Origin of the sequence: Streptomyces sp. NPDC057702 (assembly GCF_042799315.1) — a bacterium.
In the GTDB taxonomy this organism is placed as follows: Bacteria; Actinomycetota; Actinomycetes; order Streptomycetales; family Streptomycetaceae; genus Streptomyces.
Genome location: NZ_JBHVJC010000043.1, coordinates 1 through 17,555, shown reverse-complemented (window position 1 = coordinate 17,555; position 17,555 = coordinate 1). Strand labels below are relative to the sequence as shown.

Here is a 17,555-nt window from a genome sequence, read left to right as displayed (position 1 = left end):
TTTCGGGACGCTTCTTCTCGGTGGATTGGCGATTGGATTTCTTCTCAACAAATGGGTACCACACTTTCCCGCGCTACGGGAGGACCGCGTTCACACATTAAGTACGCCCGGCGGCGATTCGCACAATCCCCGGTGTTCCGACGATCCCAATCCCCACTGTATAGAAGAAAAACACACGCCGGAGATCTGCCCCGCCGGCGTGGAGCGGAATTGACACCCCCATTTCCGGCACCAACAGGACACCCGTCACCCGTGGCTCAACCAGGAGAAGCGGAGAGCCACTTCGGACCTACTGGCCTGCCAGCTGACCGCACGCGCCGCGTACCGATCGACGTCGCGCCCCGCAGCACTGCGACCGCACCACCCGTAATCCCGTAAAGCGGAATCTTTCACCACACTCACGCATTGTCGACGGGCGACGGAATTCCCCTTCGGTCGGCAAGGACGCAAGAAATTGCCCCCGCAAGGCATCTCGCTGGGCGGTATCGTGCGGAGCCCATTCCTCCATACGATCGCAGACGCCCTCACGTGCCCCGACCGGGGTCCGACAGCGGACGCGCGCCCGGTAAAGCGTTTACCGGTAAAGCGCGCCCTTCCCCCATTCACTCCCCACTCCCCGAAGTCGTCCGGCTGCCCACCGCGGACGGCGGACCCGAGCACGACGGGCGCCGTGTACGCCTCGGCACCGACCGGAGCGGAGGGCGACGCGAGACGCCCTGGGCGCGCCGGGCCGGTGGCCGCGCGTCCGGGGCGGGCCGGCGCGCCCGAGGGCGGGAGCGGGCTCCGCGGGGCGCCGCCCGTCCACCGCGACGGGTGGGCCCGTACGGCGGGCGCGGCGGCGCGCGGCGTGGCGGTCCGGGCGGAGTGGCGTCAGGCCAGCTCGTCGTAGACGCCGAGCGCGTGGGCGACCGCGTCGTCCTCGGTCGGCCACTCCGTGGCCCGCGCGCGCCCGGCCGCGACCAGGTGCCGGCGGCGGTCGGGGTCGGCCAGCAACCCCAGGACGGCGCGGGCCAGCGCCCGCGCGTCGCCGCTGGGGACCAGCTCAGCGGCCTCCCCCACGAGTTCGGGCACGCCACCGACCGCCGTCGCCACCAGCGGAACGCCCGCGCGCAGCGCCTCGTGCGCCAGTCGCCCGCCCGCCGCCCAGCGGCTCGGCAGCACCGCCACGTCCGCCGCCGCCAGCAGGTCAGCCACATCCTCCCGATGTCCGAGCAGCCGCACGGGCAGCCCCTCGGCCTCGATCCGGTGCCGCAGCCGGGCGCGGTCCGGCCCCTCCCCCGCGATGACCAGCAGGGGCGCGGGTTCGTGGGAACGCCAGGCCCAGGCCGCGTCCAGCAGCACGTCGTACCCCTCCCGCTCCAGGAGCGGGCCGGCGGCGAAGAGTAACGGTCGCTCGACGGCGCCGAGTTCGGCTCGCGCCTTGCGCTGACGCGGGTCCTCCTCCAGCGGCGGCGCGGGCGGTGCCGGAACCGCGATCGGCGCGAGCCGGGCATCCCGGGCGCCACGCTGGCGCGCCTGGTCCAGCAGATCGGACGAGGCGCCGAGGACGACGCGGGCGGCGCGCGCCACGCGCCGCTCCGCCATCATCCGCAGCCGGGCGCGCGGGCCGCGCTCGGGGGGCCGTGCCCGCCATGTGACCACCAGGGGGGCGGCGCCCCCGTGGCCGGCGAACGAGGCGAGGAGGCCGGCCCCGGTGCCGTGGGCGTGGACGACGCCCGCGTCCGCGCACACGGCCCGCAACGTGGCCAGGGCCGCCGCGTCGGCGTGCGGCTCCACGGGGACGAACCGCGCCCCGGCCGCCCGGAATCCGTGCGCCGACTCGGCGGAGCGCGGTCCGCACACGGTCACCCGAAGACCCCGTGCGACCAGTCCGGCCGTCAGCGATCTGACCTGGGCGCCACTCTCGGACGCCGCCCGCCCGAGCACCTGCACCACGTGCGGTGCCCCGGGGCCGGTCGCGGGTGCCGGGGGGCTGCTCACGATACGACTCACGCGGGCATGGCTCCTCGGTCGGCGGCGGGGCCTGGACGGCACGGCGGGGTGGCGGGGGCGGGCGGTGGTGGGGCGGGCCCCACCGGGGGCGGATTAGGGCGATTTAGGGTGAGTGATGCGCGTAGCACGCTGACGACACGGGGGCCGGGCCAGCGTCGTTTCGGACGGGGGTTCGGACGCGGAGCGGGGGTGAGCGTGGGAGCGTTGCGGGGTGGGGCGAGGGTGAAGCGGTGGGCATGCGCGTGTGGCACGTGCCGCGCTCAGGATGCCAGCAGTGGGCGGCGACGCGGCACCACTGTTTCCGCCTTTTTGCTCACGCGTGCCGTACGGGCCGTGCCGGATTCACTCACACGAGCGAGTTCGCGTCCGTGGCGGGCACCCCGACCGCCCCGGACCGCCACATCCACCGACGCCCCCGGCGTCACCACCCGCTCCCCGCCTCGGCCGCCGCCAGACCTCCGTCCGACCCGCACCACCCAAAGCACGCCCCGCCTTCGCCGCCCGAGCAGCACCCCGTGTGACCGGGCACGATCCGCCCGCCAGCCACGGCACACGAACGGGAACGCCGCGTGCCGGCCAGGGCGTACGAGGAGGCACGGTGTGCCGGCCACGGCGTGCGGAAGGGGCATGGCGTACGGCAGGGGCGCGGCGTGTCGCCGTAGGCGTGGTCCCCGCGCCCGCCCGGCCCTGCCCCCACTCCGCACGGCCGAGCCGCGACGTACCCCGCGGACCCGCCGCCCCGGTCGAAACGCGCCGCTGGGGCTGGCGCGGGGCGCGATCGCGGGCGTCGTATGGCCGGACGGCACCGGAGCACGGCCGGGGAGCGTCGCGTGGCGGGCGGCTGGTTCCGCCCAACCAGCGGCCCCGCCGCGTGACCGGGGTCGCCGCGTGCCCCGCCCCGACGGGGAGCGGGGCGGGGTCGGCGCTGGACGGGTCAGCCGGTCGCTCCGCGTGTGGTGCGGGCCGCCGCGCGGGCGGTTTCGAGGAGTTCTTCCGCGTGTGCCCGGGCCAGTCGCGAATCCTGACCGGCGAGCATGCGGGAGAGTTCGCGGACCCGGTCCTCGCCCTCCATCACCTGGACGCCGCTGCGGGTCACGGACCCGTCGTGGGTCTTCTCGACCACCAGGTGCCGGTCCGCGAAGGCCGCCACCTGCGGCAGGTGGGTCACCACGACGACCTGCGCCGACTCGGCGAGCTTGGCCAGCCGTCGGCCGACCTCCACGGCGGCCTTGCCGCCGACGCCCGCGTCCACCTCGTCGAAGAGGTAGGTCGGCACGGGGTCGGAGCCGGCGAAGACGACCTCGACGGCCAGCATCACGCGCGAGAGCTCGCCCCCGGAGGCGCCCTTGGCGATGGGCCTGGGCGGTGCGCCGGGGTGCGGGGCCAGCAGTAGTTCGACCTCGTCGGCGCCGTGCGGCCCGAAGGCGACCGCCCGACCGTCCACCTCGACGCCCTCGCCCGGGTCGCCGACCTCGCTCTGGTGGATCGCGAAGGTCACCCGGGCGTGCGGCATGGCCAGCTCGGCCAGCTCGCCGGTGACCGCGTCGGCGAACCGCTTGGCCGCCGCGTTCCTGGCCTCGGTCAACTCCTGAGCCCGCGCGCCGAGTTCGGCGCGCAGCGCCTCGTGCTCGGCCGCCAGCTCGTCGATCCGGTCGTCATCGCCCTCAAGTTCGCCCAGCCGGGCCGCGCTCGTCTCGGACCAGGCCAGCACCTCGGCGATGTCCGCGCCGTACTTCCGGGTGAGCTGGGCCAGAGCGGCCCGCCGTTCCTCCACGGCCGCCAGCCGCAGCGGATCGGCGTCCAGGTGGTCCGCGTATCCGGCGAGTTCGCCCGCCACGTCGGAGGCCAGGATGCCGATCTCGCCGAGCCGGTCGGCGAGCGCGGCCAGCGCGGGGTCATGGGAGCGTACGGCCTCCACGGCGCGGTGGGCGCCGGCGATCAGGGTGGCCGCGTCGACGCCCTCGGGGTCCTCCGGGTCACCGGCCAGCGCGGTGTGCGCCAGGCTCGCGGCGGAGGCCAGGGCCTCGGCGTGGCCCAGCCGCTCCGATTCGGCGGCCAGCTCGACGTCCTCGCCCGGGCGCGGCTCGACGGCGGCGATCTCCTCCAGGCCGAACCGCAGCATGTCGGCCTCCTGCGCCCGCTCCCGGGCGCGGGTGGTCAGCTCGGTCAGCTCGGCCGCGACGGCACGCGACCTGCGGTAGGCGACCGTGTACGCCGCCAGGGGCGCGGTGACCGCCTCTCCCGCGTACCGGTCGAGCGCCTGTCGCTGTCGGGCCGGCTTGAGCAGGCCCTGCTGGTCGGTCTGGCCGTGCACGGCCACCAGTTCGTCGGCGAGTTCACCCAGCAGCCCGACCGGCACCGACCGGCCGCCGACGTGGGCGCGCGAGCGGCCCTCGGCGGAGACGGTGCGGCTGATCAGCAAGGTGCCCTCGTCGATGTCGGCGCCGGCCTCCTGGACCCGGTCGGCGACCGCCCCCCGGTCGGCGACGACGATCCGGCCCTCCACCACCGCCGACTTGTGGCCGATGCGGACCAGGGCGGCGTCGGCCCGACCGCCGAGCAGCAGACCGAGGCTGGTGACCACCATGGTCTTGCCGGCTCCGGTCTCGCCGGTCACCGCGGTGAATCCGGGTGACAGCGCGACGACGGCGTCGTCGATCACCCCGAGCGACTGAATCCGCATCTCCTCGAGATGCGGGCGCGCACCCGCTATGACCTGCGTGTTTTCCTCTCGGCGAGTGCTCACTTGCCCCTCTGGGGAGATTTTGGGGAGTCTGCTCCACACTCCCGCTCGCGTCGTTCTGTCCACCGAGGAGGGTAGCGAGCGCTTCGCGCCCCCTCCCGCCCGCCTCCGGCTTGAGCCGAGCGTAGTGGCCCGACACACCGATCGGCGAAGCGGTGCGCGCGCACCCGACGCCCCACGGGCCGCGTGCCCCGCCGTGGGGCGGCGGGGCACCACGGACGAGCGTGCGTACGGGCGCGCGTACGGACGCGGGCGGGCGCGTACGCACCGGGCCGGGGCACGTCGCCCGCCACGCGAGCGTCGGGGCGTCGGGGAGCCGGTCAGTGCGGGGCGCCGCGCCAGCCGGCCACCGGCAGGGCGAACTTGGCGACCAGCCGGTCGGTGAACGAGGCGTGGTGCAGCCGGGCCAGACGTACCGGCACCGCGCCGCGCCGCACCTCGACCCGCGCCCCCGCCGGCAGTTCCACGGTGCGCCGCCCGTCGCACCACAGCACGCCGTGCGGGGTCCGTGGCTGCACCTCCACGGCCAGCACCGAATCGGGCGCGGTCACCAACGGCTTGGCGAACAAGGCGTGCGCGCTGATCGGCACCATCAGCAGCGCCTCCACCTCCGGCCACACCACGGGGCCGCCCGCCGAGAAGGCGTAGGCCGTCGAGCCGGTCGGAGTGGCGCACACCACGCCGTCGCCGCCGAACCCGGTGACGGGGCGACCGTCCACCTCCGTGACGACCTCAAGCAGTCGCTCCCTGGCGGCCTTCTCGACCGACGCCTCGTTCAGCGCCCAGTCGGTGTGCACGATGTGGCCGTCGTTGCGGACGAGCACGTCGAGCGTCATCCGCTCCTCGACCTCGTACGCGCGCGTGACCACCCGCTCGACGACCTGGTCCAGGTCGTCCCGCTCGGCCTCGGCCAGGAAGCCCACCCGCCCCAGGTTGACCCCGAGCATGGGCACGCCCGAGGTGCGCGCGAACTCCGCGCCGCGCAGCAGCGTGCCGTCGCCGCCGAGCACGATGAGCAGTTCACAGCCGTCGAGCACCCGTGGCGTGGCGTCCACCCGCTCCACCCGCGAGGGCAGCGGCAGGTCCGCGGCCTCGGCCGCCAGCACCCGCACGCCGATGCCGTTGCGCAACAGGCCCTGGACGACGAGCTCGGCGCTGCGGACAGCGGCGGGCCGGCCGGTGTGCGCGAGCAGGAACACGGTGCGCTCCCCCGCCTCGGGCGGCGGCGCGGTCCGCGCGGCCGTCTCCGTGGCCGGGTGCGTGGACGCGCCGGCCAGCGGCTCGTGCGCTGCTGCTTCTGAAGTGGTCACCGAGGCCCTTCCGCCACTGCACGGTCAACATCCGCCGGGTCCAGAGCGGGCGCCCCGGCGCGAAGCCACAGAAAGTACTCGACATTGCCCGACGGGCCCGGCAGCGGGCTGGCCGTCACGCCCAGCACCCCGAGCCCGAGGTCCGCCGCCCGGGCGGCCACCGTGCGCACCGTCTCGGCGCGCAGCTCCGCGCTCCGTACGACGCCGCCGCTGCCCAACCGCTCCTTGCCGATCTCGAACTGGGGCTTGACCATCAGCACCAGGTCGGCGTCGGGCGCCGAGCAGCGCACCAGCGCGGGCAGGACCAGGCCCAGCGGGATGAACGACAGGTCGCCCACCACCAGGTCCACGGGCTGGTCGTCGAGCTGTTCCAACGTCAGTTCGCGCACATTCGTCCGGTCCCGCACGACCACCCGCTCGTCGCTACGCAGCGACCAGGCGAGCTGCCCGTACCCCACGTCGACGGCGACCACCCGCGCCGCCCCGGCGCGCAGCAGCACGTCCGTGAAGCCGCCCGTGGAGGCGCCGGCGTCCAACGCGCGGCGGCCGGCCACCCGCAGCCCACGCGCCGCGCCACCGTCACCGGCTGGCGGCGGGTCGGCGACCAGCGGCTGGCCGGGAGCGGCCGGCTGGTGGCCGGATGGCCGGTCGGGGGCCGTGCGGGCGCGGTACTCGTCGCTGAACGCGAAAAGCGCGCCGGCCAGCTTGTGCCCGCCGCGCGAGACGTAGTCCGGGTCGCTGTCGTCCTGGCTGACGACCACGGCCGCGCTCGTCTCGACCTGGGTGGCGGGTTTGGTCGCGGTCGCCCCGCCGACGGTCACCCGGCGCGCCGCGATGAGCTGGCTCGCGTGCTCGCGCGAGCGCGCCAGCTCGCGGCGGACCAGCTCCGCGTCGAGTCGGTTACGGCGTGGACGGCTCACTGCCACGTGCGGTTCAGCTCCTGTGGTCGTGCGGGGATGGCGCCGGTACGAGACGACCCGGCCCGGGGCGCTGGTCGAGTGCGTCGAGCACGTCGCGCAGGCCCCGGTGTACATCCTCGTACACCTCGCGGTGACCGTCGACGGGCAGGTGGTCGAGGTCACCGAGCCGCCGCAGCCCGGCGTCCACCTCGGAGACGCCCGTCGGGGTACGGACCACACCGAGTGGGGCAGCGGCCTCGGCCGACTCCGACGCCGACTCCGCCGGTCGCGGGAGGGCGGGCCCGACGGGCTCCGACTCCGCCACGCCCGATCGCGAGGGGGCGGGCTCGACCAACCCGGCCCGCGCCAGGTCCGGCCCCTGGGCGCCCTCCCCCGGCTCCGCCCGCGACACGACCGAGCCGGGCACGGCGGGGGCGGGCACGGCGGGGGCGGCAGCCGACCCGGCGGCTGACTCGGCGCCGGGGGCGGGCCCGGCAGGCGGGTCGGCGCCGGGGCGCTCGGCGGTCCGGGCCTGCGGGGTGGGGCCTGCTGGGGCGGCGGCTCCGCCGGGGTGGGGTACGACCGCTTCGCTGGCGGGGGGCCGCGCCGGTGGAGTGGGCGCGCTGGACATCGGCTGATCCATGGCCCCGACGCTACCGTGCGACGCGCCGTCACCACGGCGGCCCGCTGGGCGCCGCTCGGGTACGGTCGACGTCGATGGCGACCAGGCACGAGTGCCAACGGGCACTGGAGCGGCTGGCGGACCGCCTCGCCGAAGCGGACGGCGGCGTCCGCCGGGCCGCCGAGGTCGACCGCTCGCTGAGCTGTCACCTCACCGACCTCGACGTGACGTTCGCCGGCCGGCTGAGCGAGGGTCGCCTGACCGACGTCAGGCCGCTGACCGGGCCACCGCGCGCACCCGCGGCGATCCGGCTCACGACGACCAGCGACGACCTGCTCGCCCTGGTGGACGGCCGGCTCCCCCTCACCCGCGCCTGGGCCAGCGGCCGGCTCCGCGTCAGAGCCGGCCCCCGCGACCTGCTACGCCTGCGCGCCCTGACGTAACGCCCCCACCACCGGCCGACGCCGCCCCAGCCACCCGCGAGAACGTCGAGGCCAACCCCACGCGGAAGGCGAGCACGCGCCACCGACCCGAGACCATGCCGGTGTGACCAGCCCCGCGGCGACCCACCTCGCCGCCCACGACAACGCCGAGGTCCCGCACACACCCCCGAGCGCCACGTACGGCCCCCGGCCCACACCACCCCGGACCCCCGACGCGCGGAAGCGGACCGGCACCGGACCCCCGCGCCGGAGCCCGCCCGCACCGCGCACGCGGCCATCAGCCCGCCAGCCGCACGCGGGACGCGCACCCACCCACGAAGACCCCGCCATACGAGCCCGGCACGCGCCCCCGCCGTGCGGCGCCCCACCCAGGCCAGGCCGCCACGCCGGCCCCAGGACGCCGCGCACGGTGACGCGCGTCGGCGCGCCCGCTCGCCGCCTGCGGCCCTCCCGGTGTTCCTCGCCCTCCCCGCTCGCCCGATCAGCGCCCGGCCGTGGGATCGCCGGCCGGTACGCGGTCGGCGGCGGGCTGGTCGGCGGGCGGGGTGTCGGCCGGCGCGTCGGTGGGGGCGCTCTTCGTTCCGCCCGGCTGGCCGGGGACGGTCGCCCCGATGGTCGCCGACCCGGTCGAGGCGGCTTCCCCGGCCGTGGCCCCCGTGGCCTCGGCGGCGGCGCTCCGCTGGCGCGGGCGTCGGGCGGCGGGGACCACCAGCGGTGTGCCGCTCTCCGGGTCCTCGATCACCTGGCAGCGCAGGCCGAAGACCCGCTCCACCAGTTCGGCGGTGACGATGTCGCTCGGCTCGCCCTCGGCGACGATCTCGCCGTCCCGCATGGCGATCAGGTGTGTGGCGTAGCGCGCCGCGTGGTTGAGGTCGTGCAGGACGGCGACCAGCGTGCGCCCCTGCTCCTCGTGCAGGTCGGCGCAGAGGTCGAGCACGTCGATCTGGTGCTGGATGTCGAGGTAGGTGGTCGGCTCGTCGAGCAGCAGCAGTGGCGTCTGCTGGGCGATGGCCATGGCGATCCACACTCGCTGCCGCTGCCCACCGGAGAGTTCGTCGACAAAGCGACCTGCCAGTTCGGTGACACCGGTGGCCGCCATCGACTCGTCGACGATGCGCTCGTCGGTCTCCGACCACTGCCGCAGCAGCCCCTGGTGCGGATAGCGGCCCCGGGCGACCAGGTCGGCGACGGTGATGCCGTCCGGCGCGATGGAGGACTGCGGCAGCAGCCCCAGTGTCCTGGCCACCTTCTTCGCCGGCAGGGACGAGATGGCCTGCCCGTCGAGCAGCACCGACCCCGCCGTCGGCTTGAGCATCCGCGACAGGGCGCGCAGCAGCGTGGACTTGCCACAGGCGTTGGGCCCGACCACGACCGTGAACGAGTGGTCGGGGATCGACACGGACAGGTGCTCGGCGACGGTGCGCCGGTCGTAGGCCAGGGTGAGGTCCTGCCCGGTGAGCCGCTGGGGCGCGGAGGATGCCACGGGGGATTCAGGAGAGGTAGCCACGGTCCGTTCGGTGTCCTTGTCGTCGTCGATGCCGATACTCGCGTCGCGGTCGGGGCCGCTGGTCCCGCCGGGCGCCCGCGCGCGCCCCGCGCCCGTCACACGCGGCCCGCCCGGCGCTCCGCGACCAGCGGCCACGGCGGGCGGCCGACGCGGAACACCCCGGCGGGCGGGCCCGCCGGGGGCCGGTGCGCGCCGAGCGCACACCGCGTACCCCAGTCTGCCGGCACCGGCGAGGCCGTCCCCGGGCGGGCGGCGGGCGACCGGCCCGGGCCCGACGCCCGGGGTTCGCGGCGGGCCGGGTACGAGGGAGGCGGCGCGGTGGCGATCGGGGCGCGGACCACGGTCGCCGCGCCGCGCGCACGCGCCACGGCCCGGCCGGCGCCCCGGGTCGGTCGGGCGCCTCGGGCCATCGCTCCCCGGTACGCGAACCGGGCGCGGCCGGTACGCGCGGCCCCGTCGAGCGAGCTGACGGCGCGTGCGGCGGCGACCGGGGCGCTGCCGTCGCCCCCAGGGCGGCCGGGATCGGCCGACGGTTCGTGGGAGGGGGTTCGCGACGCCACGTCGACCAGGTCGAGGCCGGCGCTGAGCAGCGGGCGCGGGCCGCGTAGGGTGCGCGGCAGCGCCCCGTCGCGGGCCAGCGTGCCCGTGGTGGCGCGGCAGCGGCGCGCGGTGGCGTGCCGCGCGCGAGCCGGCGTCGCGCGGCCGGGCCGGGCGACGCCACGGGCCGTCGGCGTGGTCAGCGGCGGTGCGGGCGCGGTGACGGGTGCGGTGGTCCGCGCCACGCCACGGCGGGGCGACAGGCCGGCGGGCACCGCGGCCGTCACGGGGCTCACCACGGTCACGCGGGACTCCACCTTCGGGGCGACGGGGCGACCGGGTCTGCCGCCCACAATTAGGTTAGGTTAACCTAACCCTCGTTTGGCGTCCCCTGTCGCGCCGAACAGGCCTCTCACCAGGCACGACCCTACCCAGCCCGGCCGGCACCCGTCGGCCACGCACCCGTCGAACGAGGCCCCGGCCGGCGCGGCGGAACCCGGCCCAGCGCACGAGAGGACGGCACGCCCATGGCCCACCCCCGTGGCCCGCTCCCCTCCCGACGCCGCCTCCCGGCCACCGACCCACGCCCCGCCACCGGTGAACGCCCCGCCGGGGGCCCGCGCCGCGACCGGAGCGGACGGGGTCGCACGGACGCGTGCCGCGACGCGCGGGAACCACGCGGCACGCCCACGCGGCGCCTCACCGACCGGCCCCGCACCCGGCGCGCACCCGACCTGAGCCACGACTCCGCACCCGGGCCTCCGCACAGACCCGCCCACAGATCCGCGTGCGGGCCCGAGCCCGGGTCCACACCCGCGGGCGCCGCCGAACCCGCGCCGCTCCCCCCACGTACGCCCCACCTCGGCCACGCCGCCGACTTCCGCCCCGGCGGCGCCCCCGAATCCGGACAGCGGCGCGCCGCCCGCGCCCGCGCACCACGCCCGTGCCCCAGCACCTGACGCCCAGGCAACCCCGCCTCCATGACCGAAGGGACCAGCATGGCGAACACGCCATACAGCTTCTTTGACCTGCGGGTCGTCCGGGCCCAGCGCCTGAGCCCCAGCTTCGTGCGGATCACCTTCGGCGGCGAGGAGCTGGCGCCGTTCGTCAACGGCGGACGCGACCAACGGCTCAAGCTCTTCCTGCCGCAGCCGGGCCAGGACGCGCCGGTGGTGCCGCGCTCCACCGACCTGTCGTGGTACCCCGAGTGGCGCGCGATGGACCCGGCCGTACGCGGCATCATGCGCACCTACACCGTGCGTGAACACCGCCGCGACCCCGACGAGGTCGACATCGACTTCGCGCTGCACGGCGACACCGGGCCCGCCTCCCGCTGGGCCGCCGCCGCGCGCCCCGGCGACCGGGCGACCCTGCTCGGCCCGACCGCCGAGGACAACGGCGGCGTGGACTTCCAGCCGCCCGGGCTCGGCGACGTCCCGGCCACGACCGCCCAGGGCACCCCGCGACCGGCCACCACCTGGACGCTGATCACGGCGGACGAGACGGCGCTGCCGGCCGTGGCCAGCATCCTGACCTGGCTGCCCCCCGGCACCCCGGCCAAGGTGTGGATCGAGGTCCAGCACGCCGAGGACCGCCAGGCGCTGCCGACGAAGGCCGACGCGGACATCACCTGGCTCGTCCGGGACGAGCTCCCGCCGACCACGCCGACCGACCTGGACGCGCCCGCCCACGGCCGGCGCACCCTGGACGCGGTCCGCGCGGCCAAGCTGCCCGACGGCACCCCGTACGCCTGGATCGCCGGCGAGTCCAGCACCGTACGCGCACTCCGGCGCCACCTGGTCGGCGAGCGCGGGTTCGACCGCAAGGCGGTCAAGTTCACCGGCTACTGGCGGCTGGGAGCCACCGAGGACCAGCTTCTGGAGCAGGAGGCGGCCGAGGCCGCCGAAGGGACGGGCCAGGGCGACGAGAACGCCTGAGCCCCACCCGTCACACACCCGCCCCGGGCCCGCCCGGGGCGGGCCCGGCGGGCACCACCCGCCCCACCGGCCGGGCCCCGGAAGTCACCGGCCGGGCGCGCCCGAAACCGGGTGGCCCCAGGCCCAGGCCAGTCCCGGTGACCCCGGGCTCAGGCCAGACCCAGCTTCGCCAGCGCCTTGCCCGCGTTGATCAGGTCGTTGCCCCGCTGGGCCGCGCTCAGCCCGGGGCCGGCGCCGCCCGCGCGGCGGGGCGCCCCGCCGCGCCCGCGCTCCGCGTCGGCCGCGCTCCAGCTCGCGGCGCACAGCGCCCGCAACCCGTCCAGCGGGTCGCCCGCGCCCTCGATCTCCGCCTCCGCGCCCCGCACGCGCGCGCTCCAGCCCCCGCACGTGAACGCCGCGCCCTGTGACCGCACCTCCGGATGGGGGGTGAGCATCCCGCGCAGATCGGCCGCGACGAACGTCGGCCGGTGCTCGGGCTCGGCGGCCAACAGCTGCGCCGCGGTGGTCACCCCGGTCAGCACCAGCAGCGAGTCCACGCCACCGACGTGCGCGCCCTCGATGTCCGTGTCCAGCCGGTCGCCGACGACCAGCGGGTGCTCGGCGCCGGTGCGCAGGATGGTCTCCCGGTGCATGGGCGGCTGCGGCTTGCCCGCGACGCGCGGCACCCCGCCCGTGGCCAGCCGCACGACCTCCACCGCCGCACCGTTGCCCGGCGCGATGCCACGGGCCGTGGGAATGGTCAGGTCGGTGTTGGAGGCGAACCACGGCACCCCGCGCGCCACCGCGTACCCCGCCTCCATCAGCCGGTCCCACGGCTGCTGTGGCCCGCCGTGCCCCTGGGCCACGGCCGCGATGTCCTCGTCGGCGGAGTCCACCGGCACCAGCCCGCGCTCGCGCAGCGCCACCCGCAGCCCCTCGCCCCCGATGGCCAGCACCCGCGCGCCCGCCGGCACCTCCTCGGCGATCAGCCGCGCGACCGCCTGTGCCGAGGTGATGACGTCCTCGGGCCGCGCGGGCACGCCCAGGCTGGTCAGGTGCTCGGCCACGGTCTGCGGGGTGCGCAGCGCGTTGTTGGTGACGTAGGCCAGGTGCATGCCCGCCGCCCGCGCGGTCTCCAGCGACGCCACCGCGTGCACGACGGCCTCGCCGCCCGCGTAGACGACCCCGTCCAGGTCGAGGAGTGCGGTGTCGTACGCCTCGTGTAGGGGACGCGCGCTGACACCCGGCCGAGTACGGACGCTCTCGCTCATGGACTCGTCGCTCCTCATAGACTCATACGTTTGTCACCCGATCATCGCGCATCCCGTGTCGCGGCATAGCATTCCCCAATGAGCATTTCAGGACCTGTCAGGCAAGGTCTTCAGCTCGCCCCGTTCCGTGGTCTGCGGTACGCCTCCGAGCGAGTCAGCAGCCTTGCCGCCGTTACCTCGCCGCCCTACGACGTCGTCGTCCGGCCGGACGGCCTGCGCCACCTGGAGACGGCCGACCCGTACAACATCGTCCGCCTGATCCTCCCGCAGACCGGGGAGCCCACGGCCCGCCACGCACAGGCCGCGCGGACGCTGCGCCGCTGGCAGGCGGAGGGGGTGCTGACCCCAGACCCGGACCCCGCGCTGTACGTCTACGAACAGCGCGACGCGGGGCTGCTGCAACGCGGACTGATCGGCGCCCTGCGACTGAGCCCGCCGGAGGAGGGCGTCGTCCTCCCCCACGAGAACGTGATGCCGCACGTCGTCGAGGACCGTGCCGACCTGATGCGCGCCACCGCCGCCCACCTGGAACCCCTGCTGCTCTCCTACCAGGGCGACCACCCCGACCCGACGGACGACGGCGCGCCCAACGCGCCGGTCGCGGGCGGTGCCCCGGCGGCGACGAGCGGCGCGAGCGCGGTCATCGAGCGCGCCGTACGCCGCCCGCCCCTGCTCGCCACCACCACCGAGGACGGCGTCGCCCACCGGCTGTGGCGGCTCACCGACCCGGCCGAGATCGCCGAGGCCGCCGCCGACCTGGCCCGCCGCCAGGCGCTCATCGCCGACGGCCATCACCGCTGGGCCACCTACCTGCGGCTACGGGCCGAGCACCACGACCCGGGGCCGTGGGACTTCGGCCTGGTGCTGCTCGTGGACAACGTTCGCTACCCGCTGCGGGTGCGCGCCATCCACCGGCTGCTGCGACGGCTGCCCGTCGCCGACGCCCTCGCCGCCGCCGCGACCGCCTTCCGGACCCGCCCCGTCGACGGCCCGCTATCCACCGCTCTGGCGGCCCTGGCCACGGCGCGCCGGGAAGCCACGCGGGCCGGCGCCCCGGACAACGCCTTCCTACTGGCCGGCGACGGCGGCTTCCACCTCCTGGACCGCCCTGATCCCACGCTCCTCGACGCGTCCGTACCGCGCCACCGTCCCGAGGCGTGGCGCACCCTCGACGCGACGGTGCTGCACTCGGTGCTCCTGGATCGCATCTGGCAGGTACCGGACAACCCCGAGAACATCGGATACATCCACGACGCCTCCGCCGCCGTCCAGCAGACACAGCGCCACGGTGGCACCGCCGTCCTGATGAACCCTGTCGCGGAAGACGTCGTACGCGACCTCGCCCAGCAGGGCGTCGCCATGCCGCACAAGTCCACCTCGTTCGGTCCCAAGCCCGCGACCGGCCTGGTCCTTCGCAGCCTCGAACTGGGCTGACCTCCCCATACGCCGAAGGGCGGAACCCGATACGGGTTCCGCCCTTCGGCGTGGTGGCCGGCCGCCACGTGAACGGTCAGGCGTCGTCGGACCGCCGCGTGCCGGCGTCCTCGCCGTCCGTCGTGCCCGTGTTCTCCGGCCCCTCCGGCGCCCCAGCGTCCCGCGCCGTGTCGTCCTGCCCGGCCGGCGCACCGTCACCGGCCACGTCGTCCGCCTCCCGCGCCTGGCTGTCCGACGCGGTCTCGACGTCACCAGCGTCCGCGTCCGCCACGACGTCACCGTCGTGGTCGACACCGTCCCGGTCGGCGGCGCCCGCCGACTCGTCCCGCGCGGGCTCCGTGTCCAGCTCCGCGTCGTCCACGTCACCGGCGGCGGCCTCGTCGCTCACCTCGGTGTCGTCGTCCCGCTCGACGGCGTCCCGGTCCGGGCCCCGCTCCACGGCCGCGCCGGGCACCTCGTCGTCCTCGCCCTCCAGCGCGTCGACGAACTCCACACCGTCCAGCTCCGCGAGCCGGTCCGACGCGTCGGTCGTACCGCCCTGGTCCGCCTCCAGCGCCTTCGCGAACCACTCGCGCGCCTCGTCCCGACGCTCGACCGAGAGCAGCGCGTCGGCGTACGCGTACCGCAGCCGCGCGGTCCACGGGTGTATGGCGGAGGACGCGAGCTCGGGGCTCTGCAAGGTCACCACGGCGGCGTCGGCCTGGCCCATGTCGCGCCGCGCGCCGGCCGCGACCAGCCGCATCTCCACCTGCCCGGCCCGGTCCAGCTTCTGCACCTCGGGTTCACCAGCCATCGCCAGCGCCCGCTCCGGCCGCCCCATCCCGCGCTCGCAGTCGGCCATGACCGGCCACAGCTCGGCCGAACCGGTCATCCGACGCGCGGTCCGGAACTCGGCCAGCGCCTCCGCGTACTTCCCGACCGCGTACGACGCGAAGCCGGCCGCCTCCCGTACGGCGGCCACGCGCGAGGCCAGCCGCAGCGCGATCCGCGCGTAGGCGTACGCCTGCTCCGGGTCGTCGTCCAGCAGCCGCGCGACCATGACGAGATTGCGCGCCACGTCCTCGGCGAGCGTCTTCGGCAGGCTCATCAGCTCCTGCCGCACGCTCTTGTCGATCTCGTCGCCGGTCACCTCGTCCGGGATCGGCAGCCGACGTACGGGCTCCCGCTCCCGGTCATCCCGGCGTCCGCCGAATCCGCCCCGGTCATCGCGCCGGCCGTGCCCGTCACCGGACCGGTCGTCCCGCCGCCCGTGCGCACCACCCGGACGATCGCCGTCCCGGTACCGCCCGTAGCCACCGCCGGAACGCCCGTCCCGCCGCTCGTAGCCACCGCTGGACCGGTCATCGCGCCGGCCGTAGCCGCCACCGGACCGGTCGTCGCGGCGGTCGTGGCCGGTGGTGGGTCGGTTGGTGGGTCGGTCGTCGCGGCGTTGGTATCCGCTTCCGCCGCTGTGTCGGTCGTCGCGGCGCCCGGCTCCGTACCCGCCACGGTCGCCACCTCGGTCGTTGCCTCGGTCGTTGTCGCGGCGGTAGGCGCCTCGGTCGTCGTCGCGACGCGGGCCACGGTCGCGGTCATCACGTCGGGGTCCACGGTCATCGTCGCGACGGGGGCCACGGTCGCGGTCATCCGAACGCGGGCCACGCGGCCGATCGTCACGCCCCCGCCCGTCCCGGTCATCCCGACGGAACGACGGCCGCTCATCACGCCGCCCAAAACCACCACCGCGCTCGTCCCGATCCCGACGGAACCCACCCCGGTCGTCGCCGCGCTGCGGCCCGCCACGGTCGTCCCGACGGAATCCGCCCCGATCATCGTCCCGACGGAACCCACCACGGTTGTCATCCCGCGAGAACCCACCGCGGTTCTCGTCCCGACGGAACCCGCCCCGGTCGTCCCCACGCTGGGCGCCCCGGTCGTCCCGACGGAAGCCGCCCCGGTCGTCCCCGCGCGGAGAACCGCCCCGGTCGTCGCGGCGGAACCCACCGCGATCGTCACCCCGATCCCGTCGGAAGCCGCTCCGATCGTCATCGCGACGGAACCCACGACGGTCGCCGTCACGCCCGAAGCCACCACGGCTGTCTTCGCGCCGGAAGCCGTCCCGACCGCCCTCGCGACGGAACCCGCCCCGGTCGTCGTCGCGACGCGGCCCGCGGTCGCGGTCGTCGCGGCGGTCGTGGCCGGTGGTGGGTCGGTTGGTGGGTCGGTCGTCGCGGCGTTGGTATCCGCTTCCGCCGCTGTGTCGGTCGTCGCGGCGCCCGGCTCCGTACCCGCCACGGTCGCCACCTCGGTCGTTGCCTCGGTCGTTGTCGCGGCGGTAGGCGCCTCGGTCGTCGTCGCGACGCGGGCCACGGTCGCGGTCATCACGTCGGGGTCCACGGTCATCGTCGCGACGGGGGCCACGGTCGCGGTCATCCGAACGCGGGCCACGCGGCCGATCGTCACGCCCCCGCCCGTCCCGGTCATCCCGACGGAACGACGGCCGCTCATCACGCCGCCCAAAACCACCACCACCGGGACGCCCACCGCGGTCATCGTCTCGCCGTGGTCCGCTCCATCGGTCGTCACGACGCGGCCCGCCAGAGCCACGGGAATCCCGTCGCTCTCCGCCATCCCGTCGGTGCGGTCCGCGATCCGATCGATCGTCGGGAGAGTTGGTGGACATCGGCGTGACTCCTGTCTTTGGGTACTGCGGTCATTCTCGCGCACCAACCTGAGCAGCGCGCTTCGGGCAAAACAAAAGGACCCTTGGTCCCAGCATGAACGCTGGGACCAAGGGTCCTCTAAAGATTGTTCGGCGGCGTCCTACTCTCCCACAGGGTCCCCCCTGCAGTACCATCGGCGCTGAAAGGCTTAGCTTCCGGGTTCGGAATGAGACCGGGCG

General features: G+C 75.8%; 12 protein-coding genes and 1 rRNA gene. 3 read left to right on the top strand and 10 right to left on the bottom strand.

Annotation, left to right across the window (positions count from 1 at the left end):
* Positions 1–870: 870 nt before the first annotated feature.
* The 5 genes from ACFVFR_RS27280 to ACFVFR_RS27260 form a co-directional block, all read right to left on the bottom strand.
* Positions 871–1,992 (bottom strand): glycosyltransferase family 4 protein, encoded by a 1,122-nt coding sequence (locus tag ACFVFR_RS27280; protein WP_383706365.1) that lies wholly within the window; start codon positions 1,990–1,992, stop codon positions 871–873.
* A 934-nt stretch (positions 1,993–2,926) separates the two neighbouring features.
* A complete protein-coding gene (gene recN, locus ACFVFR_RS27275) occupies positions 2,927–4,675 on the bottom strand; it encodes a DNA repair protein RecN (RefSeq protein WP_383706363.1) in 1,749 nt (582 codons plus the stop codon).
* Positions 4,676–5,055: 380 nt separating this feature from the next.
* On the bottom strand, positions 5,056–5,934 hold the full coding sequence (locus ACFVFR_RS27270) for an NAD kinase (RefSeq protein ID WP_383706435.1): 879 nt from the start codon (positions 5,932–5,934) through the stop codon (positions 5,056–5,058).
* 107 nt (positions 5,935–6,041) lie between these two features.
* The gene (locus tag ACFVFR_RS27265; protein WP_383706433.1) at positions 6,042–6,965 is read right to left on the bottom strand and encodes a TlyA family RNA methyltransferase; all 924 of its coding nucleotides are present in this window, start codon (positions 6,963–6,965) and stop codon (positions 6,042–6,044) included.
* Between the two features lie 13 nt (positions 6,966–6,978).
* Complete coding sequence (locus ACFVFR_RS27260) at positions 6,979–7,587, bottom strand: hypothetical protein (RefSeq protein WP_383706361.1); 609 nt, start codon at positions 7,585–7,587, stop codon at positions 6,979–6,981.
* A 74-nt stretch (positions 7,588–7,661) separates the two neighbouring features.
* Between ACFVFR_RS27260 and ACFVFR_RS27255 the strand changes: the two genes are divergently transcribed.
* Positions 7,662–8,009 (top strand): SCP2 sterol-binding domain-containing protein, encoded by a 348-nt coding sequence (locus tag ACFVFR_RS27255; protein WP_383706359.1) that lies wholly within the window; start codon positions 7,662–7,664, stop codon positions 8,007–8,009.
* Between the two features lie 481 nt (positions 8,010–8,490).
* On the opposite strand, the gene ACFVFR_RS27250 is transcribed toward ACFVFR_RS27255, so the two are convergent.
* Together ACFVFR_RS27250 and ACFVFR_RS27245 are read right to left on the bottom strand one after the other, a co-directional pair.
* Positions 8,491–9,492, bottom strand: a complete 1,002-nt coding sequence (locus ACFVFR_RS27250; RefSeq protein WP_383706357.1) for an ABC transporter ATP-binding protein — start codon at positions 9,490–9,492, stop codon at positions 8,491–8,493.
* A 119-nt stretch (positions 9,493–9,611) separates the two neighbouring features.
* Positions 9,612–10,358, bottom strand: a complete 747-nt coding sequence (locus ACFVFR_RS27245; protein ID WP_383706355.1) for a hypothetical protein — start codon at positions 10,356–10,358, stop codon at positions 9,612–9,614.
* Positions 10,359–11,051: 693 nt separating this feature from the next.
* Between ACFVFR_RS27245 and ACFVFR_RS27240 the strand changes: the two genes are divergently transcribed.
* Positions 11,052–11,990, top strand: coding sequence for a siderophore-interacting protein (locus ACFVFR_RS27240; RefSeq protein WP_383706353.1), 939 nt, complete (start codon positions 11,052–11,054; stop codon positions 11,988–11,990).
* A 149-nt stretch (positions 11,991–12,139) separates the two neighbouring features.
* Here the strand turns inward: ACFVFR_RS27240 and ACFVFR_RS27235 are convergent, their stop codons facing one another.
* On the bottom strand, positions 12,140–13,240 hold the full coding sequence (locus ACFVFR_RS27235) for an HAD hydrolase-like protein (RefSeq protein WP_383706351.1): 1,101 nt from the start codon (positions 13,238–13,240) through the stop codon (positions 12,140–12,142).
* 78 nt (positions 13,241–13,318) lie between these two features.
* Here ACFVFR_RS27235 and ACFVFR_RS27230 point away from each other — a divergent pair, with 78 nt between their 5' ends.
* Positions 13,319–14,674 carry a DUF1015 family protein gene (locus ACFVFR_RS27230; protein WP_383706349.1) on the top strand — a complete coding sequence of 452 codons (1,356 nt, stop codon included), beginning with the start codon at positions 13,319–13,321 and terminating at the stop codon, positions 14,672–14,674.
* Positions 14,675–14,750: 76 nt separating this feature from the next.
* Here ACFVFR_RS27230 and ACFVFR_RS27225 read toward each other — a convergent pair whose 3' ends face one another.
* Both ACFVFR_RS27225 and rrf read right to left on the bottom strand, forming a co-directional pair.
* A complete protein-coding gene (locus tag ACFVFR_RS27225) occupies positions 14,751–15,776 on the bottom strand; it encodes a hypothetical protein (protein ID WP_383706431.1) in 1,026 nt (341 codons plus the stop codon).
* Between the two features lie 1,687 nt (positions 15,777–17,463).
* Positions 17,464–17,555: ribosomal RNA gene (gene rrf, locus ACFVFR_RS27220) — 5S ribosomal RNA — on the bottom strand; the annotation flags it as partial.